Raw genomic sequence first — 18,126 nt, forward strand, 5'->3', positions numbered from 1 at the left:
ATGAGTTTTAGTAAAGAAGATTTATTAAAAAAGGTTGATAGTTATGATATAATAAACCACTATTTGAAGCCATATCATAACACAGACAGGTTATTAGCAGGTAAAAATATAAGTAATCCATTTTTAGCTGAAAACCAAAAAACCCCTTCTTTTAATATTTTCCCAACTATGGGTTCTGGTGAATGGCGTTTTAAAGATTTTGCAACTGGAGATGAAGGTAGCTGCTTTGATTTAGTTATGAAATTGAATAACCTTAAATTTCCTGAGGCATTGCAAAAAATAAATTCAGATTTAAACTTAATGCTAGATACATCTCAAAAGTTCGATAATTCTAACAAACATACCGTAGTTGAAAAACCAACTTTTCGAGTTAAAACAAAACCTTTTGATCAAATAGAAATTCAATTTTGGTTAAAATACGGTATTGATGTTCACACTCTAAAAAGGTTTAATGTTTCTAGCTTAGCAGAATTTAGTACTACAAGTAAATCCGGTAATCCATATACTATCAGGAGCAGTCAAGACAATTTTATTTTTGCTTATGAAAACACTAATTGGGTAAAATTATACAAACCTTTAGACGATAAAAAGTATAAATTTCATTATTTAGGTACTAAAGACCAAGAATTTATTTTTGGTTGGGAACAATTACCAGAGAATGACGAATTACTTATTATTACTGGTGGTGAAAAAGACGTTATGGCATTATCAGCAAAAAACTTTAATGCTATAACACTAAACAGCGAAACTGCTACAATGCCAAAAAGCATTATTGATAATTTAAAGCTTCGCTTTAAAAACATCTTGGTACTATATGATAATGATGATACAGGTTTAAAACATTCAAATCTATTAGCGGTTGCTCATGGCTTACATCGTTTAGTGCTTCCAACTATCAAGAACAACGGTAAAGATATTTCAGATTATTTTGCCACAGGTGAATCTTTAGAAAACCTTAAATATTTAATTGAAGAAACACTAAAAACCACACCACCTATAGAACTGGATATCGAAAAATCTGTGTATAATGCTGTCGAATTATTAGCTAGAGGAGAAATCGAACAGCGTTATTTAATGCATCCCATTTTTCCACAAAAAGGCTCAGCAGTTTTAGCAGGTAAACCCGACACAGGGAAAAGTCAATTTGCGCGTCAATTATGCATTCAAATAGCATTAGGTGAAACTAATTTTATTGATTTCGAACTTAATCCTGTTCATAATCGTTCCATTTATGTGGCTACAGAAGACAATGAAGATGCTACACGCTTTTTATTATACAAACAGTTTAATGGTTTAGAAAAACAAGCGGTAGAAAATTTACGCTTCATTTTTGCAGATACAATGAATCAAGAAGAAATAATTAAAAATCTCAATGAACAATTATCATTACAACCAGTCGATTTAGTGGTAATTGATAGTTTTGGCGATATTTTTCAAGGTAACGACAGCAATAATAACATGGCAATGAGAAACACTGTTAAAACCTTTGATAAAATTGGTAAAGAACATAATTGTTTAGTTCTTTTTGTGCATCACATTAATAAAGCGGCTTACAGAGTTGCCCCAGGGCAAGAACACATTCAAGGAGGTGCTGGTTTAGTTCAAAAAGTTAGGTTAGCTATTGTTTTATCAGAAGGCGAGGGTAATACAAGATACTTTACAGTTGTTAAAGGAAACTATTGCCCTAAAATGTACAAGGAAAATTCTCTTCAATTAGATTTTTCCGAAGAATCATTTTTATTCACTAATTCAGGAAAACTAATTCCCACAGCAGAACTAGGAACAAAACCAGAATTAAATAATAAAGATGAAAAGTACAATGAATTAGTTGATATAGCCGAAGCTATTTTTAAAAATAACGTAGTAAACTATGGTAATTTTGTTAAAGAGTTTTGTCAAATTACAGGTAAAAGTGTACCAACCGCAAAAAGGGCACACTCTAATTTAGTAAAACTCGAAATTATCGAAAAATGCAATGGAGCTTACAGAATTAAAGAAAAGTCATCAGATGATAATAATCTAGATAACGATGAAGATGATGTCGATGTTCCTTTTTAGTATCAGTATCAAATGTATCAATTCTTATATACTGTTGATACATTGATACCAAAACACTAAGCTAAAAAACTTAAATATTAACACTTAGTATCAAGTATCAACAGTATCAATCCCCTATGTAAAATGATACCGTGATACTTGATACTAATAAGTTGATGTTATAAAAAAAATATCAATGTATCATTGTATATTTACCTTTTCAATTTGATTTTATAGTTATATATACTATAATTTAGATTTATTATACATTAAAATTTTCCTACATTTAAACCCCTTTAAAACACATTTAACAATTCAATGAACATAAACATATTACAATACGAATCAGACATTTGGAAAACAGCCGATTTTCTAAGAGGTGCAGGAATTAAAGAAAGTGATTTTCCAAAATACATGATGCCCTACTTTGCACTTTTAATGGTTGAAAGTAGATTAATAAGAGAAGCCAAAAGATTAGAAGAAGAAATTGGCAGAGACAATATTGAGGACTTTGTAGAAATGTTCCAGTTAGAGGGCTTAGGATACAATGATTATGTAATTCGTAAAAACAAGTCATTAAAAGACATCTGTAAAAACGATAAAACATTTGATGTTGATTTTCAAAGTTACTTAGAGTCTTTTGACCCAGAAACTAAATATTTATTAGGTGTAAATAAAGGTACAGAAGAAGAAAAATTCCTAGACATATCAGGAATAAGTGGACTGCTTAAAAAGAAGCGTATTTTATTTGAAACCGTTAAAGTATGGAGTGAAATAGATTTAACGCCTTTTGACAACTCCGAGATAACAACTCTTGAAGAACACATCAAAAGAAAATGGGCAGATATTTCAGCAGAAACAGCAGGAGAGCAATATACCCCTGATGATATTATTTCTTTGATTACAGAGTTAATTGTTACCAAGTTTGAAGATAATGGCAAGTTCTTAACCATATATGATCCAACTTGTGGTGGAGGAAACCTTCTTTTTGGCGTAGAAGATAAAATTAAATCGGATTTACCTTCAAGACCAACAGCAACCTATGGTCAAGAATGGAACGATACATTATTTGCTTTGGCTAAAATTGAAAGCCGATTTAGAAAAGATACCTATATCGAGTACGGTAATACTATTACCGAAATTGGTAAATTCTACGATAAGTTTTTCAATATAGCAGTTGCAAATCCGCCTTATGGTGTGGATTGGAAAGGTTATGAAAAAGATGTAAAAAACGACAGTACAGAAAGATTTATCGCTTTACCTTCTATTTCTGATGGGCAATTCCTTTTTACACAGCATATTTTATACAAACTCAATGAAGATGGTTTCGCAGTTGTTGTTCACAACGGCTCAACCCTTTTTAGTGGTGATGCAGGTAGTGGAGAAAGCAATATCCGTAAACACTTTTTTGATAATGATTGGGTGGAAGCTATTATCCAAATGCCTACGGATGAATTTTTCAATACAGGCATCTACACTTATTTATGGGTATTTAATAAAAATAAACCAGCAGACCGAAAAGACAAAGTTATCCTAATCAATGCCAGTGATTTATACGAGCCATTAAAGAAGAGCAAGGGTAAGAAACGGAAACAAATGAACCCTGACAACCGTAAGGAAATTGTTAAGGCGTTTACCGATTTCAAAGACAATGCCTTTTCTAAGGTGTTCGACAAATGGCATTTCTACTACAACAAGCAAAGTATTATGCTTACCAATGTTGATGAAAACGGAAAGTATATTGAAATGCCAACTAAAGTAAACCGAGCAGGCGAAACAGTTGAAGAAAAAAGCATCAAGTTAGTTCCTACTAAAATTGAAGTTACTTCAGACAACAATACAACTACCTATACAGATTTTGAAATCACATCTTTTGATAAATCGAAACATAAATCGTTACAAGATTATTTCAATGATGACATCAAACCAACCATCAACGCAATTGATTACAAAGAACAAGATGTAAAGGTATTTACAAAAAAAGCAACCTACTGGTACGACCAAGACAAAGAGACAATAATTGAGGAAATAAAAGGAGAACAAACCGAATTAGGTTGTGGTAAAATTGTAATCAAGTCTGCCTTTAAAAAAGCCACAAAAACCAAAGATGCCAGTATTGTAATAACGGTTGAGTTGACCAAAGATTTACAGAAAGATTATGAGATTATTCCATACAGCCCAGATGAAGCGATAAACCAACAAACCATTGACGATTTTATGGCGAAATACATTACTCGTCCTTTTGAGTATGTAGATAATGTTATAGGTGTAGAAGTCAATTTTAATAAAGTGTTTTATGTTCCCGAAAAACTAAGAACGGTTACAGACATACAGGCTGAAATAGAGTTTTTAGAAAATGAATTAGCTAACCTTGAAAATGAATTGGGATTATGAGAAAGTATGATTCATATAAGGATAGCGGAATTGAATGGGTTGGTCAAATACCTGAGAATTGGAACGTTAATGCATTAAAACGAGTAGTTAAAATTAAAATAACAGATGGTCCGCACGAAACACCAACATTTATTGATGAAGGTGTCCCATTTATCTCAGCTGAGGCAATAAAAGATAGCAGAATTGATTTTAATTATTGCAGGGGTTATATATCTAAAGACTTAGACAATCTATATTCTAAAAAATGTAAGCCAAAAGTTGAAGATATTTTTATAGTTAAATCGGGTTCGACAACAGGGAAAATAGCAATAGTAGAGGAACAAAAAGACTTTAATATTTGGTCTCCTTTAGCATTGGTTAGATTGCAAAACTTTTACCATCCAAAATATTTCTATTATTTACTTCAATCTACCATATTTCAAGATCAAGTTAAAGTTTTCTGGTCGTTTGGTACTCAACCTAATATTGGTATGAACGTACTTGAAAGGCTTTTTATATGTTTTCCTACCAAAAATGAACAAACCGCAATAGCCCAATACCTCGATTCCAAAACCAAAGCCATAGATAAAAAAGCAAATCTTTTAGAAAAGAAAATTGGGTACTACAAAGAGCTTCGAAAAAGCATCATCAATGAAACCGTTACAAAAGGTTTAGATAAATCAGCAGCATTGCAGGAAAATGATTTGGGTTTTGAAACTCCATCAACTTGGTCAAAAAAACGACTTAAAGACTTAGGCTTTCTTTATAGTGGTTTGTCAGGCAAAAGTGGTGATGACTTTAATCAAGACGACAACCCTAATAACAAAGGATTTATACCGTTTACAAATATTGCCAATAACACTTATTTGAAGAAAGACCATTTAGGTACTGTTGTCGTTTTTGATGGAGAAAAACAGAACAAGGTAAAAGAGGGTGATATTTTCTTTTTAATGAGTTCAGAGGGGTATGAAGATATTGGCAAATCAGCAGTATTAGCTGAGAATATTGATGATACTTATCTAAATAGTTTTTGTAAAGGCTTTAGAATTAAACAGAAACATTGCAACCCATATTTCCTAAATTATCTTTTACTTTCGGACTATTACAGACAAATTTTAATTGTTGAGGGAAAAGGGTTTACTCGTATCAATTTAAAAATGGAGAAGGTTAATGATTTTGAAGTATATCTACCTAAAAATCTAAATGAGCAATCTGATATAGTTTCCTATTTAGACCATAAAACACAGACCATTGACAAGATAGTAGGCAATATCCAAAACCAAATAACCACCTTAAAAGAGCTACGCAAAACATTAATTAATGATGTGGTTACAGGTAAAATAAAAGTAGTAGAATGAAAGAATTAGACTTACAAGATAAATACTTAATCAACTTCTTTTGTGAAAGACCTGACGGTCTTCAGTACAAAGAAGCAAAAGCAAATACGGTTTCTTCCAACTTCTTTGTTATGGAGGATTTAAAACAATTCATTTCAGAAACTTCATTAAATAAAAGTAATTACAAAAAGCTACTCAAAAAGTTTGATTCTGAAAAAGCCTTATTAGAAGCATTTACAGACTTCTTAGATGAAAAGATAAAATCATCTATGAATATGGCAATCTTTATCAATACTAATAAATCAGTAACCTTTGAGGGGGTAAAATTGCATCTTTTCTACCCAAGCGGTAGCGAAATGGAAGAAGATAAACTATTTGCTCAAAATGTGTTTTCAGTAGTTCAAGAGTTACCCTATACCTTTAAATATGAGGGTAAGCAGCGTTTTTCCTTTCGTCCAGACCTTTCATTTTTCCTAAATGGTATATTCTTAGGATATAGCGAATTGAAAAGCAACTGGACAAACCAAACAGCGGATAAAAACGGCAGAAAGAAAGTGTCTAAAGATTATCTAAACGCAGTACAAGAGTATTTAGTAATAGCAGACCAAAACGATTTATCTCAAACCATTAAAAAAGATTTCCTAAAGGTTTTTGAAAAGGCAATCCACATCACAGCAACAGACATTTCAGAAACTTTCGTGATTCGTAATATTTCAACATTATTTGACGACATCAAAGCAGGAGTAACCAACGGCAGTTATGATTTTGAGCAATACGAAAAGAAGTTTATAAAGGAGTTTAAAACATACCCAATCAGAAACAAAGAAGCATCTAAAACAGAGCGTTTTGAAGAAGTATTCAAGGCTCTTTATGATAAAAAGATGATTGAAAAAGAGATTCTTTATTATAATTTCATCGAAAGGGATCTAATCAAAAAAGAAGGAAGCAAAACCAAAGAATACAAACACAATGATGGTCGCTTAATCAGTCCAAGACCAAAGCAAAAGTTTGGAACAGATAAAGTATTAGCAAAGATTGAGGAGTTCTTAACTCACGAAAACGACCCAGATTATTTTATCAAGAAATTGGAGAAGGAGCTAAAGGCAAAAGGATTAGGAGACGTTCAAACCCAAGATTTGATAAATAAAAGGCTCAAATATCAAAACAACAAAACAGTCTATTCCTTATTACTTCAATATGCAGCAGGTTTTGGGAAAAGTAATATCATTGGTTGGACTGCCTTACAACTCAAAGACCTTAGAAAAGACGGAGAGTATATCTATGATAAAGTAATGCTTGTTGTTGATAGATTGCAACTTCGTGACCAGTTAGATTCCAAAATGCACAATATGAATATTCAAAAGGGAATGTTCATAGAAGCCAACGACCGTAAAAGTTTCATTGATGCGTTAAGTAGCGATAAAAGAATAGTAGTTGTCAATCTTCAAAAATTCTCAGCAGTTGATAATATTTTAGATGAAACCGCAGTAAAGAAACTGGCAAAACTTCGTATTGCATTTCTGATAGATGAAATTCATAGAAGCAACAGCGGTACACAACACGAAGAAATGATAAGCGTTTTTGACGAACTACAAAGTAGTTTTGATAATAGCAAGGAGTACCAATCAAACCAAACAAAGAAAAACCTAATTGTTGGTTTTACTGCCACACCAAGCGACCACACATTAGCAAGGTTCGGTGAGTTTAATAAATATGCAGAAGCGGAAAAAATATGGATTCCTTTTGATAGTTACACAATGCGTGAAGCTATTGAAGATGGCTATATTCTAAATCCCATAAAAGGGATAGTGCCGGTTTCGGCTAAAATGTATTTTGAGATTCCTGAAAATGAGTTAGAAGGTTTTGAAAATGATTTTGGTTATGATGAAATTCCAGACAACACAGATACCGGGATAGATGAAGAAGGTAAAAAATATGCCATTAGGAAAAAGAAAATCTACTTAAACACACAGCGTATTGAAGCAATATCAAAGTTTATCGCAGAACGTTTGGTAAGTAGTGTTTACCACAATATCAGAGGTACAGCAAAAGCAATGCTTTCCGCATCTTCCATTCCAGCAGCTATCAAGTACAAAGGTTTTATTGACAAATATTACAAGGATTTAGTAAAGGACAAGAAATATGAAAGGTTTGCAGAAGCTCCAATTTATATCGTTTATTCAGACAGTCAAGAACATAAAAGTTGTAGTAGTTTGAATAATGGCTTAAATGAAAAAACAGTCCTTCAAAATTTTCAGAAAAAGGACAAAAACGGTATCATCATAGTAGTTGATAAACTACAAACAGGTTTTGATGAACCCAAACTACATACGTTATTTTTGGATAAAGAGATAAGAGGTATTAACGCCATTCAAACTATTTCAAGAGTAAACAGAACCGCCAAATACAAGAACGATTGTAAAATAGTTGATTTCTCTTATAAGAATGTAAATGTTAAAAACATCAAAGCAGCGTTTGAGCATTTCAGTAATGTGGTAGTATCAGATTTTGACCCATTAGGAGATGAAGAAAAACTAATTGAATTATTAAAAACACTTTCTACCAAAAGTATTTTCAAATCTCATTTCCCTACATTCAAAAGCTACCACACCTCAAACCCAGATATTAATCTAATAATAGGTATTGAGGATGCTTTAGATGCGTTTATTAAAGGTTCAAAGGCAGATGCTAAGAAAATCAAAGATGAAGTCTTACAGTACTTTAAAATCCTTAATCTTATTGAGTTTGTAATAGACTTAGAACCTAAATTTAGTGAAAGCCTATTTATTGAGTTTTGGCGTAAATACAATATGCTTTACAACCAAATCAATAAGCAATCTGAGGTTATAGATGATGTAGAAATTTATTTTGATAACAGAATAGGTATCATCGCACCAATCGAGCCTAAAGATAAAGGGAATAAGCCTAAAAATCCATCTCCAACAGGTACAGACCAACCCAATAAGTACAAATACAATATTCTCAAAGTAATAGAGAAACGTAACCAGGAAGAAGAAGCAATTGAAGAATTGATTGCAGAGTTTGAAAAGAAAATAGCCTCCTTTTTTGATTTCATCAAAACAGATGATAACGGCCAAAGATTAATTGCTAAAATAAAAGATGATGGTTCAGCCTTTTCACAAGACGAGATTTATTTAGATTTCACAAAACTATACAGGAAATACACCATCAAGAACAAAGACTTAGGCGATTTCTTTGTACGTGAAACAAAAGATATTTTAAACCAATTATGTGATGATTTTGAAAGAACAATTGTAATTATTGATGGATTGGAATTACCGAGTAAACCTAAACCTCCTAAAAAATAATGAAAGAAGAAGATAAAGAATATTTGGAATTGCTTAATAAGGCATATTTTGAAAGCGCATCACAATTTGATAAACAATTACTTTTTGTTGCCTCTGGTGCTTTAGGTATATCATTAGCTTTTATTAAAGATATTATTCAGCTTAATATAGCTTCAAATAAGGCCTTATTATTATTGTCTTGGATTAGCTTTGGTGTTGTTATATTAATTAATGTTATATCGCATTACACATCATTGAAAGCAATTAATTATAAGATTGAGAATATTGATCATAATAGTGATAAACATTCTAAAAAATATAATTTAGTCACTAAATGGTTTAATGTATTGATGATTGTTTTTTTAACTTCTGGTTTAATATTACTTAATTTATTTATATGTATTAATATTTAAAAATTATTTATGATTTTATATAATAATAACTCTAATATACTAAACCAAGTAAAAGTTAAACCTTTCAAACTTGAACGAGAAATTCAAAATATATTTGAAAGTAATCTTTATGAGATTATGGGTTTACAATTAGTGAAATCAGAGTTTTCAATAAAAAATAAACGAATTGACACATTAGCTTATGATAAGCAAACAAATGCGTTTATAATCATAGAGTATAAGAGAGACAAAAATTATAGTGTCGTTGATCAAGGTTTGACCTACTTAAATTTAATGCTCCAGAACAAAGCAGAGTTTATTCTAACCTACAATGAAACGTTAAAAGACATTTTGCATAGCAAAGATGTTGACTGGTCTCAATCAAGAGTTGCTTTTGTTTCTCCAAGTTTTACCGATAACCAAATATCAGCAAGCGATTTTAAAGACTTTGGTATTGAATTATGGGAGATTAAGCAATTTGAAAATAATACAATAAGTATCAACACAATTAAAAAGAGTAGTGGTGCTCCAAGTATAAAACCTTTGTTAGAGAACAGCGACAACCTAAAAGAAGTAAAAGAAAACATTAAGGTTTATACAGAGGAAGACCATTATAATAACGGTTCGGATTACATTATAGAGTTATACGAGAAGTTTAAATCTTCAATACTCAACCTTACAGATGGCATAGAAATATTACCACAGAAGTATTATATAGCTTTTAAGAAAGGTTCAAACATTTCAGATATTGAAATTCAAAAGAAGTCATTGAAAATATTCATTAATGCCAAAATAGGAAGTCTTGATGACCCAAAAGGATTAGTAAAAGATGTTTCAAATATTGGGCATAGAGGTAATGGAGATTATCAAATCCAAATAGAAAACGACAAAGATTTAGAATATATAATGAGTTTAATAAAGCAGGTTTTGTAATAATATGGCAAGAAAAAGCAGATATACACCTTTACAAAGAATAGAACGAAACCTTTGGTTTTCGTTCAGCTGTATGCTGTCTTTAATCTTTTCACCCAATCACACAAGACCATTCACTTGGTTGGCTATATTTGGCATAATGGCCTTTTTAGCCTTTTCAATGTTTATGTTATCAATATCAAATTAGTTTATGATTTCACAATACATATATGGTAATAGAGCAGTAGCATTTTTGGACGTTCTTGGCTTTCAAAATAAGTTAAAAGAATTTGAAAATGAAGCCCTACAATACTATGATAATTTTGTATCAGCTAATTCGGATGACGATACAGATGAAGATGAAGTTGGTGGTCGGGTATATTATTCTCAAAAAGCTACTGATTTTATTGAGACGTTTAACAAGGCTATCTCTAAACTTGATAATGATAAATTTAGCTATTACTTATTTAGTGATAATATTTGCATTACAGCAAAAAACATTAGTAATGATGGGGAAAAGTCACTTGTTGAACTTCTATTAGTAATTTCAGAATTGTATTTTGAATTTGTTCAAAAAGGCTATTTTCTAAGAGGAGGTATTGATCATGGTTTATTTATCGATAAGGCTTCAATTGCATTAGGTGTTCCATTAGCTACAGCATACAAAATGGAATCTTCGCTTGCGGTATTCCCAAGAATTATCCTTTCCAAAGACTTTGTAAAACAGTTAAGCAACCATATTGCAATTGATGAGTACGAAATTGAATCAATCCTAAATTCAAGTTTGGTAAAGGTCAGCTGCGAAATACAATATTTAAACGTTTTTAATCATATTTTTAAAGTAGAAGACAAAGAATATTTTTTTGAGAAATACAATCATTACATTTCTGAAAACCTATTATCCAGCTCCGTTTCTGAAAGTATATTTCTTAAATACAAATGGTTAGCAGATGAATTTAATTCATTTATAGAAACCTACACATCAACTTTAGCATTTTATGATGAAAATTTTGACCCAACTGAAGAGTATATCGAATCAATAAAACAACTAAAAGTATCTTATGGACAATAACTTAATATATATGCCAACTTTAAGAGTTAGGCAACAAGAAACAATTGTTTTAAAATCTTTTGATTTTGGAAACAATATATACCCTTTATTAGAAATTGTAAAGGAGCACGATAGAGCAAGAAAGGCTGATACTCAAAAGTCATTTGAAGAAATTCATAATGAATTGATAAATGAAGTAACAGCTCAACACGTTTTTATTGACTTGCCAATTTACTTAAAACAATCAGGCTCAGTAAAGGATGAAGTGGTATCATTTTCATTCAGTGTTATAAATGATATTGAAAAACGTAGTGAGTACATCAATAGATTAAGTGTATCAAGCCCTAAAGCAATCCCAGTTATTTCATCTTATTTATTCAAAACAGGCGAAACTGATAGTATTGAAAGACAAACAAATCTTTTACAACCTAATTTTGAAAGATTGGCATATAGGCTTTTCCCCATTTCATTTAGTGTTGATTTCCCAATTGTTCAAGGATTAGTAAGACCTAATGATTATATAATAATAGACTTAGATCAAATTACTCCATATCCAAAAAGTCCGCCTTTGCGACCAATTGTAAATGCTCTTAAAGCTTTTCAAGGTTGCTGTAAAATCCTCTTGCGTAGTGCGATTAATACTGAAATACAAAATGTTAAACTTGATCACGGTCAAGTTGTATTTGAAGCAGACAATAGTCATATAGATGTAGATATTATGACTGATTTTGGAGTGAATGCTACTGGTGACTTTGTGGGTATTAAAAAAGATGACCTTACAGCTGGTGGTACAATAAGTCCTGGGTTTATCTATTATGATGCTTCAGAAAATCAATACTACGGTTATAGAGCTGATATAAAAGAATTAAGCCAGTTTGAAAATAAAATTGTCCCCGATATATTAAGTTCAGATTCTACTACTCGAATGTTGGCAGAAATACCTCCTTATTTATCTCCAACAAATAATGGTTATTCAACTTTATTAAACATCAATTCGGGCGGAGAAAGTGGTAAAAGTCAAGCTAAATTTAAAAAAATAGCTATGGAACATTATCTGTATTGTATGAAAGTAAATATTGATTCTAATAAATTACATCAAACTAATAATCAGTTGCCATAAATTATTTCGGGCTTAACATTTGTATTGAAAAAGAATTGCAAATCAATTGGTAAGATACTATTCCAATTAGTTTGAATGAATGACCATCTTTTATCATACCTGCCCTTTAATGCTTGTTTTAGTGTATCATTGATTTGTGCAGAATTACACTCTTTTAAGATTTGTTCATTATTCGTGCTGCCAAAATACTTTTGCAGTTCTTTTTTGTTCATTAAAGTAAGCTGTTCAGAGGCATTAATTTTAGGGCTATATTTTGCTTCTCGATAAACAACTTTCTTAGATTTTTCATAATACCAAATTCCATAATAATCAGGTATTAATTCAATCACTTTTTCAAGATGAGTTTTATCAATTACAACCGTGTTATATTCAAATACATCACCATAGTCTTCGACTTGCTTTTTAAGTCTATTAAGGGTATCAATTTTTGATTTTACCTCAAATGATTTGGTGTCTCCATTGATAACTAAAAAATCGGTTCTACTTGTTTTTGCTTTTACTTCAAATGCCGCAACATATTTTTTGGTTATAAACTCCTTTGCAAGTTGATATTTCAAAATTTGTTCACCGTCATAATTCTTAAAAACAACGTCATTTACCGTTTTTGCAAGCTCAAATTTATTACAATCTTTGTATTTATCTGTTTGGAAAAAAGCAGCAAGGAGGTCTCTAAGCTGATGGGTATAGCTTAGTGTATTGTATGACCTTGCAAGTGCTGAATAATCCATTTATTTTGTTAATATTGCCACAACAAAGATAACGTTTTTTACCGAGATTTTAGTAAATTTGCACCCTTTTTAATAGGTATGGCAAAGCCACAAATTTATTAAATCCCACCCAACCACTGCACAAAACATGGCTTATGCACTCTCACCGCACAATGCCAACGCTTCAGCGCATACTATGGTACTGCCGCCATTTTAAAACTGTCATCTTTTTGTGTGGGCAGTTCCAAACGTTATACAGCACATTGTTTTTTTAAAAAGGTTAATAATTTGATTTTTGTTTTTTTAAAAAAAGGAAAAAGCTGTTCACAATTCGCTAAATATCTAGTTACCAATAAAAACAAACTTAATTTTGCTAAAATCAAAAATAAGTAATATTAAATACCTAATTTTATGTTTACTGAATTCTCAAACAAATAGATTTAATAAAAACCAATAATTTATAATCCTTTATTTCTTACATTTATTTTCTTTTAATTAAAATATAAGTGTCAAATATTTAAAAGGAATTATAATTGTCATCACTACCACCGTTTCATTCTTTATCTAAAATTCTTAATCGTGTAAAAACTATTATAGATACAAATGTTGCAGGTAATTGTTTTTGGTTAAAGGTTGAAATAGCAAGTATCAATTTTCATAGATCCGGTCATGTTTATCTTGAGTTAGCTGAAAATCAAAATGGTAATACCATTGCGAAGTGTAAAGCAATAATATGGAATTATCAAATTCCACAAATAAGACAAGCTTTAGGAAAGGACTTTGACAACATTCTTAAGAAAGGTAATGAAATATTATGCTACACAAGTATTCAATTCGATTTAGCTTATGGTTTGAGTCTTTTAATAACCGATGTTAATTTAGAATTTGCTGTTGGTCACATAGAAAAGAAGCGACAAGAAACAATTGATAGACTTAAAAAAGAAGGTCTTATCGATTTAAATAAACGAATTCCTATTCCGCTTGTGATTAAAACGATTGCACTTATAGCATCAAAAGATACCTCAGGGTATCAAGATTTTGTAAAGAACATTACTGAAAATCAATATGGTTACAAATTTAATATTGAATTGTTTTCATCATCCGTACAAGGCAATACTGCCGAAATAGAAATAGTAAACAGACTTAAAACAATTAATCAAAAAAAATATGACTGTGTTGTTATTATAAGAGGTGGTGGTTCTAAAATCGATTTAGATATATTTAACTCTTATGAAATATCAAAACAAATAAGCCAAATGCAAAGTCCTGTATTTTCAGGTATTGGTCATGAAACAGACATAACGGTTATAGATTTTGCAGCAAATAAATCATTCAAAACACCAACGGAAGTTTCAAATTACATCGTCAATAAATCATATAATTTTGAACAAAAAATAATTAGTCAATACGCACTGATTACTGAAAAGTATCACAAACTATTAGAAAAGAAGAATAGTGTTTTAAGATTATATACAGAAGGTATTGTTAATGCTTCTAATAGCTTTACACAATTACGTCGAGGTTCATTACATAAGCTCATGAATCGTATCTTATCAAGCACAAATGTCTTGATTAATCAAGAAAATAATAAATTATCGTTAATTAATCAAGAAAAATTACAACACAGTAAACGCATAGTTAATAATCAAAAAGAGCATATAAATAAGCAATCTGAAATACTCTATATTTTAATTGAGAAAGTTATCAATAATAAAAAAGCTTACCTTACTAATGCACTTGTATTAATATCATCAAGTAGCCCTAAAACAATCTTAAATAGGGGATTTACAATACCTAGAGTAAATGGAAATCTTTACAATGGCGAAGAATTACCAAAAGACACAGAAATTAAATTAGAATTTAAAGATGCAGTAATAATAACTAAATACGTTAAAAAGGAATAATCATGGAAGATAAACCCATTTCAGAATTAACTTATGAGGAAGCCTCAAGTGAACTCGAATCAATTCTTGAAAAATTAAGAAATGATGAAGTAAGTATTGATAAATTAGAAAAGGTAGTTACTAGGGCAGCAGCACTATCAAAACTCTGTCAAGAAAAACTACGCAACACAGAACAAAAAGTACAAGAAATAATAGACAAACTCGGCTTGTAATTTGAATATCAAGGAATCAAGGGTTTAAGGACAATATCTATTTTCAATTCAATATTCATATAATTTATGTACTGAAAAATGTGTATATTGTTACTGCTTTAACGGACAAGATACTTTAAAAATAAAACTATGCTTAGAGATAGAATTGAAAATTACAAAAAGTTAGAGGAGTTAAGAAATTCTAAATTGCTTGTTTATTGCACAAGTGATAGACCAAAAGCTGAAACAAATATTGGAAGCGACATTCTAGGGCCTTTTGCTGACCATTTAGACAAAATAGGAGATGTTGAAAAAATCACTCTTTTTATTTATTCAAATGGGGGTAGTACTTTAGCCGGCTGGAGTTTAGCAAATTTGATTAGAAGTTTCTGTAAAGATTTTGAGGTAATCGTACCTTTCAGATGTCAAAGTGCAGCTACTCTAATAAGTCTTGGAGCTAATAGAATTGTTATGACAAAACAAGGCACATTGGGTCCAATTGATCCAAGTACTAACGGACTAATGAACCCTCAAATAAATATTAACGGGCAAAATATTAGAGTTCCGGTTAGTGTTGAACATATAAACGGTTACCTTGAAATGGCTAAACAAGATTTTAATATCACAAAACCAGAAGATTTGAGTAACGTATATTTGAAGTTAACTGATAAAATTCACCCTCTTTCTTTAGGTGATGTATATAAATCAAAAGCACAAATACAAATGTTAGCAGAAAAACTACTCAGTTACCATGATATTAAGCCTGAAAATATTGCTAAAGTTGTTAATTTTTTATGCTCCGAATCAGGTAGTCATGACTATACTATTTATAGAAAAGAGGCAAAAGAAGTATTAGGGTTAAATATTGAAAAACCTAATGATGAATTATATTCAGTCATAAAAGCAATTTACAAAGATATAGAAGGAGAAATGGAATTAAAAGTTCCGTTTAACCCAAATGTATTATTAGCAACTTCTAATCCTTATAATTATTCTATGCGACGAGCATTAATTGAAAGTACAGAAGGTGGATGCGATGTGTTTTTAAGTCAAGGAGCATTGACCAAACAAAATCTACAGAATGGGCAGATTGCTGTAAGTGATAATAGAACCTTTGAAGCTTGGAAACACGAAAATTTAGTTTAATTTTGTAAAATAATGGATTCACAAAATAAATATTACGAAACAGGTTCAAACCCATATTATTTGAATTTGAACAATACTGCTATTGAAATCACAAACCTTCAAGATTCAACTAATCCTGAATATGGTTTTATGAATCATTTAAATAGACATATTTTAATCGAAAATCCTATAATGATTCTTGAAAATAATCAAGTAAATCGGTGATTAAAACTTTACTTATCAACATAGACCACTCTTTTAGTATAAATGTTGCAGTTTTATTAATAATTTATTAGAAGTTCCCCACAACACAAAACCCAGTTATTTTTAAAAACAATTAATAAAATTTAACAGTGGTGTTTTTAAAAAAAACCTCTGTCTTTTGTGTTGTTCCGCGCCCCACCGCATAGTTGGTTTTTATGTCATAATACTTGTACCCAACGCTCTAATGGCACATTCCTTTTTTATTTAAAAGTGTCTATTTTTATTAAATTGGTACAATAAAAAAGCAAAGAGCCATTGCCAACGCTCAAACAACTATTACGCCATAAAAACCAACCCAAAGCTAAGTTACATAATACAAGTTATAATACTTCCCTTTTATGGTTGCCCTATCGGGCGTTCTAATATTTCGGGCGATAGTTATAACTGGTATTATGTAAAATATCCGACTTCCCCCACGCTCAATTCCGTAGTATTTAGATTATTTTCGTCTAAATTGAAACAGTAGAAAAGTTTAAGGGTTCCGTTAGTATCATTTTATTAACAAATAAAGTTATCAACGGTCAATTAAAAAAACGTCAACTTCTATAACTTTGTAAAATGCAATTAAGAAAACTATATACCACAAATACAATCACGTTTTTTAAAGCGGATGTTACAACCAAACTAAAACTACCTTTTGTAATAAATGGCATTAGCGCAGGTTTTCCATCTCCAGCAAATGATTTTTTAGATATTAATATCGACTTAAATAAATACCTAATAAAAAACCCAAGTACCACATTTTATGGTAGAGTAAAAGGTAATTCAATGATGGATGCAGGTATTCACGAAGGCGATTTATTAATCATTGATAAAAGTCTTGAGCCTAAAACCAATAAAATTGCAGTTTGTTTTATTGATGGCGAATTCACAGTAAAACGTATAAACATCGAAAAAGATGTTATTTGGTTAATGGCAGAAAACAAAGACTACAAACCAATAAAAGTAACTAAAGACAACGATTTTATTATCTGGGGAATCGTTACAAATGTTATAAAACAGCTATAACTAAATATATTATTTAGTATCCATAAACTTATGTTTTAAATAAAAACCCATAGCTATTGGCTTTGCATTTAAACTACTACTTCTTTGTGGTGTATTAATTATAAAACCACCTTTAAAAAGGTGTGTGTTTTTGTAAATAAAAGAAACTTTGATATTAGGAAATTCATTTTGATGGTCATCAAAATTATAGTTTAGTTTTTTTACTTGAGTATATAGATAAACATCAAAATTTGTTTCTTCTAAAGTGTTTTTAATTTCTAATATGTTTACTAAATTTGGATAGGGCGGGCAAAGTGAACCACTTGCAGCGGATGAAAGTGAGCATAGCTAAGTAAGCGCTCAAAATCGATTCATTTGTGGTTAAATTTAGTATTTATTTTTCAATTTTTTACGCATG

General features: G+C 30.7%; 13 protein-coding genes. 12 read left to right on the forward strand and 1 reads right to left on the reverse strand.

The annotated features are described in order from the left end of the window. From GQO80_RS13565 to GQO80_RS13600, 8 genes are all read left to right on the forward strand, one after another. Entirely contained in the window at positions 1-2,058 is a 2,058-nt protein-coding gene (locus GQO80_RS13565; protein WP_157208905.1) for an AAA family ATPase, read from the forward strand. Positions 2,059-2,355: 297 nt separating this feature from the next. Then, positions 2,356-4,431, forward strand: coding sequence for an HsdM family class I SAM-dependent methyltransferase (locus GQO80_RS13570; protein ID WP_157208906.1), 2,076 nt, complete (start codon positions 2,356-2,358; stop codon positions 4,429-4,431). After that, the gene (locus tag GQO80_RS13575; protein WP_157208907.1) at positions 4,428-5,768 is read left to right on the forward strand and encodes a restriction endonuclease subunit S; all 1,341 of its coding nucleotides are present in this window, start codon (positions 4,428-4,430) and stop codon (positions 5,766-5,768) included. The genes GQO80_RS13570 and GQO80_RS13575 overlap by 4 nt, the downstream gene beginning before the upstream one ends. After that, the gene (locus tag GQO80_RS13580; RefSeq protein ID WP_157208908.1) at positions 5,765-9,076 is read left to right on the forward strand and encodes a type I restriction enzyme subunit R domain-containing protein; all 3,312 of its coding nucleotides are present in this window, start codon (positions 5,765-5,767) and stop codon (positions 9,074-9,076) included. The genes GQO80_RS13575 and GQO80_RS13580 overlap by 4 nt, the downstream gene beginning before the upstream one ends. Beyond that, positions 9,076-9,468, forward strand: coding sequence for a hypothetical protein (locus GQO80_RS13585; RefSeq protein WP_157208909.1), 393 nt, complete (start codon positions 9,076-9,078; stop codon positions 9,466-9,468). The genes GQO80_RS13580 and GQO80_RS13585 overlap by 1 nt, the downstream gene beginning before the upstream one ends. 9 nt (positions 9,469-9,477) lie before the next feature. Continuing rightward, positions 9,478-10,380, forward strand: a complete 903-nt coding sequence (locus GQO80_RS13590) for a DUF5655 domain-containing protein (RefSeq protein ID WP_157208910.1) — start codon at positions 9,478-9,480, stop codon at positions 10,378-10,380. Positions 10,381-10,570: 190 nt separating this feature from the next. Next, positions 10,571-11,431 (forward strand): hypothetical protein, encoded by an 861-nt coding sequence (locus GQO80_RS13595; protein ID WP_157208911.1) that lies wholly within the window; start codon positions 10,571-10,573, stop codon positions 11,429-11,431. Next, complete coding sequence (locus GQO80_RS13600; RefSeq protein WP_157208912.1) at positions 11,421-12,530, forward strand: beta family protein; 1,110 nt, start codon at positions 11,421-11,423, stop codon at positions 12,528-12,530. Before GQO80_RS13595 ends, GQO80_RS13600 begins: the two co-directional genes overlap by 11 nt. Here the strand turns inward: GQO80_RS13600 and GQO80_RS13605 are convergent. Then, the gene (locus GQO80_RS13605; protein WP_157208913.1) at positions 12,518-13,258 is read right to left on the reverse strand and encodes a sce7726 family protein; all 741 of its coding nucleotides are present in this window, start codon (positions 13,256-13,258) and stop codon (positions 12,518-12,520) included. The two genes, GQO80_RS13600 and GQO80_RS13605, sit on opposite strands and share 13 nt — an antisense overlap. A 512-nt stretch (positions 13,259-13,770) precedes the next feature. On the opposite strand from GQO80_RS13605, the gene xseA reads away from it, so the two are divergent. From xseA to GQO80_RS13630, 4 genes are all read left to right on the forward strand, one after another. Next, positions 13,771-15,141, forward strand: a complete 1,371-nt coding sequence (gene xseA, locus GQO80_RS13610; RefSeq protein WP_157208914.1) for an exodeoxyribonuclease VII large subunit — start codon at positions 13,771-13,773, stop codon at positions 15,139-15,141. 2 nt (positions 15,142-15,143) lie between these two features. Then, positions 15,144-15,353, forward strand: coding sequence for an exodeoxyribonuclease VII small subunit (xseB, locus tag GQO80_RS13615; RefSeq protein ID WP_157208915.1), 210 nt, complete (start codon positions 15,144-15,146; stop codon positions 15,351-15,353). A gap of 129 nt (positions 15,354-15,482) precedes the next feature. Then, entirely contained in the window at positions 15,483-16,478 is a 996-nt protein-coding gene (locus GQO80_RS13620; protein WP_157208916.1) for an SDH family Clp fold serine proteinase, read from the forward strand. 801 nt (positions 16,479-17,279) lie between these two features. Beyond that, complete coding sequence (locus GQO80_RS13630) at positions 17,280-17,729, forward strand: LexA family protein (protein ID WP_157208918.1); 450 nt, start codon at positions 17,280-17,282, stop codon at positions 17,727-17,729. Positions 17,730-18,126 lie beyond the last annotated feature (397 nt).

Source organism: Mariniflexile maritimum (genome assembly GCF_009746565.1).
GTDB lineage: Bacteria > Bacteroidota > Bacteroidia > Flavobacteriales > Flavobacteriaceae > Mariniflexile > Mariniflexile maritimum.

Bases quoted from the DNA above. Each gene is read 5' to 3' on its own strand.
- GQO80_RS13620 (WP_157208916.1), top strand. From the start codon at position 15,483: ATGCTTAGAGATAGAATTGAAAATTACAAAAAGTTAGAGGAGTTAAGA.
- GQO80_RS13595 (WP_157208911.1), top strand. From the start codon at position 10,571: ATGATTTCACAATACATATATGGTAATAGAGCAGTAGCATTTTTGGAC.
- GQO80_RS13565 (WP_157208905.1), top strand. From the start codon at position 1: ATGAGTTTTAGTAAAGAAGATTTATTAAAAAAGGTTGATAGTTATGAT.
- GQO80_RS13590 (WP_157208910.1), top strand. From the start codon at position 9,478: ATGATTTTATATAATAATAACTCTAATATACTAAACCAAGTAAAAGTT.
- GQO80_RS13605 (WP_157208913.1), bottom strand. From the start codon at position 13,258: ATGGATTATTCAGCACTTGCAAGGTCATACAATACACTAAGCTATACC.
- GQO80_RS13600 (WP_157208912.1), top strand. From the start codon at position 11,421: ATGGACAATAACTTAATATATATGCCAACTTTAAGAGTTAGGCAACAA.
- GQO80_RS13580 (WP_157208908.1), top strand. From the start codon at position 5,765: ATGAAAGAATTAGACTTACAAGATAAATACTTAATCAACTTCTTTTGT.
- GQO80_RS13630 (WP_157208918.1), top strand. From the start codon at position 17,280: ATGCAATTAAGAAAACTATATACCACAAATACAATCACGTTTTTTAAA.
- GQO80_RS13585 (WP_157208909.1), top strand. From the start codon at position 9,076: ATGAAAGAAGAAGATAAAGAATATTTGGAATTGCTTAATAAGGCATAT.
- GQO80_RS13570 (WP_157208906.1), top strand. From the start codon at position 2,356: ATGAACATAAACATATTACAATACGAATCAGACATTTGGAAAACAGCC.
- GQO80_RS13575 (WP_157208907.1), top strand. From the start codon at position 4,428: ATGAGAAAGTATGATTCATATAAGGATAGCGGAATTGAATGGGTTGGT.
- xseB (WP_157208915.1), top strand. From the start codon at position 15,144: ATGGAAGATAAACCCATTTCAGAATTAACTTATGAGGAAGCCTCAAGT.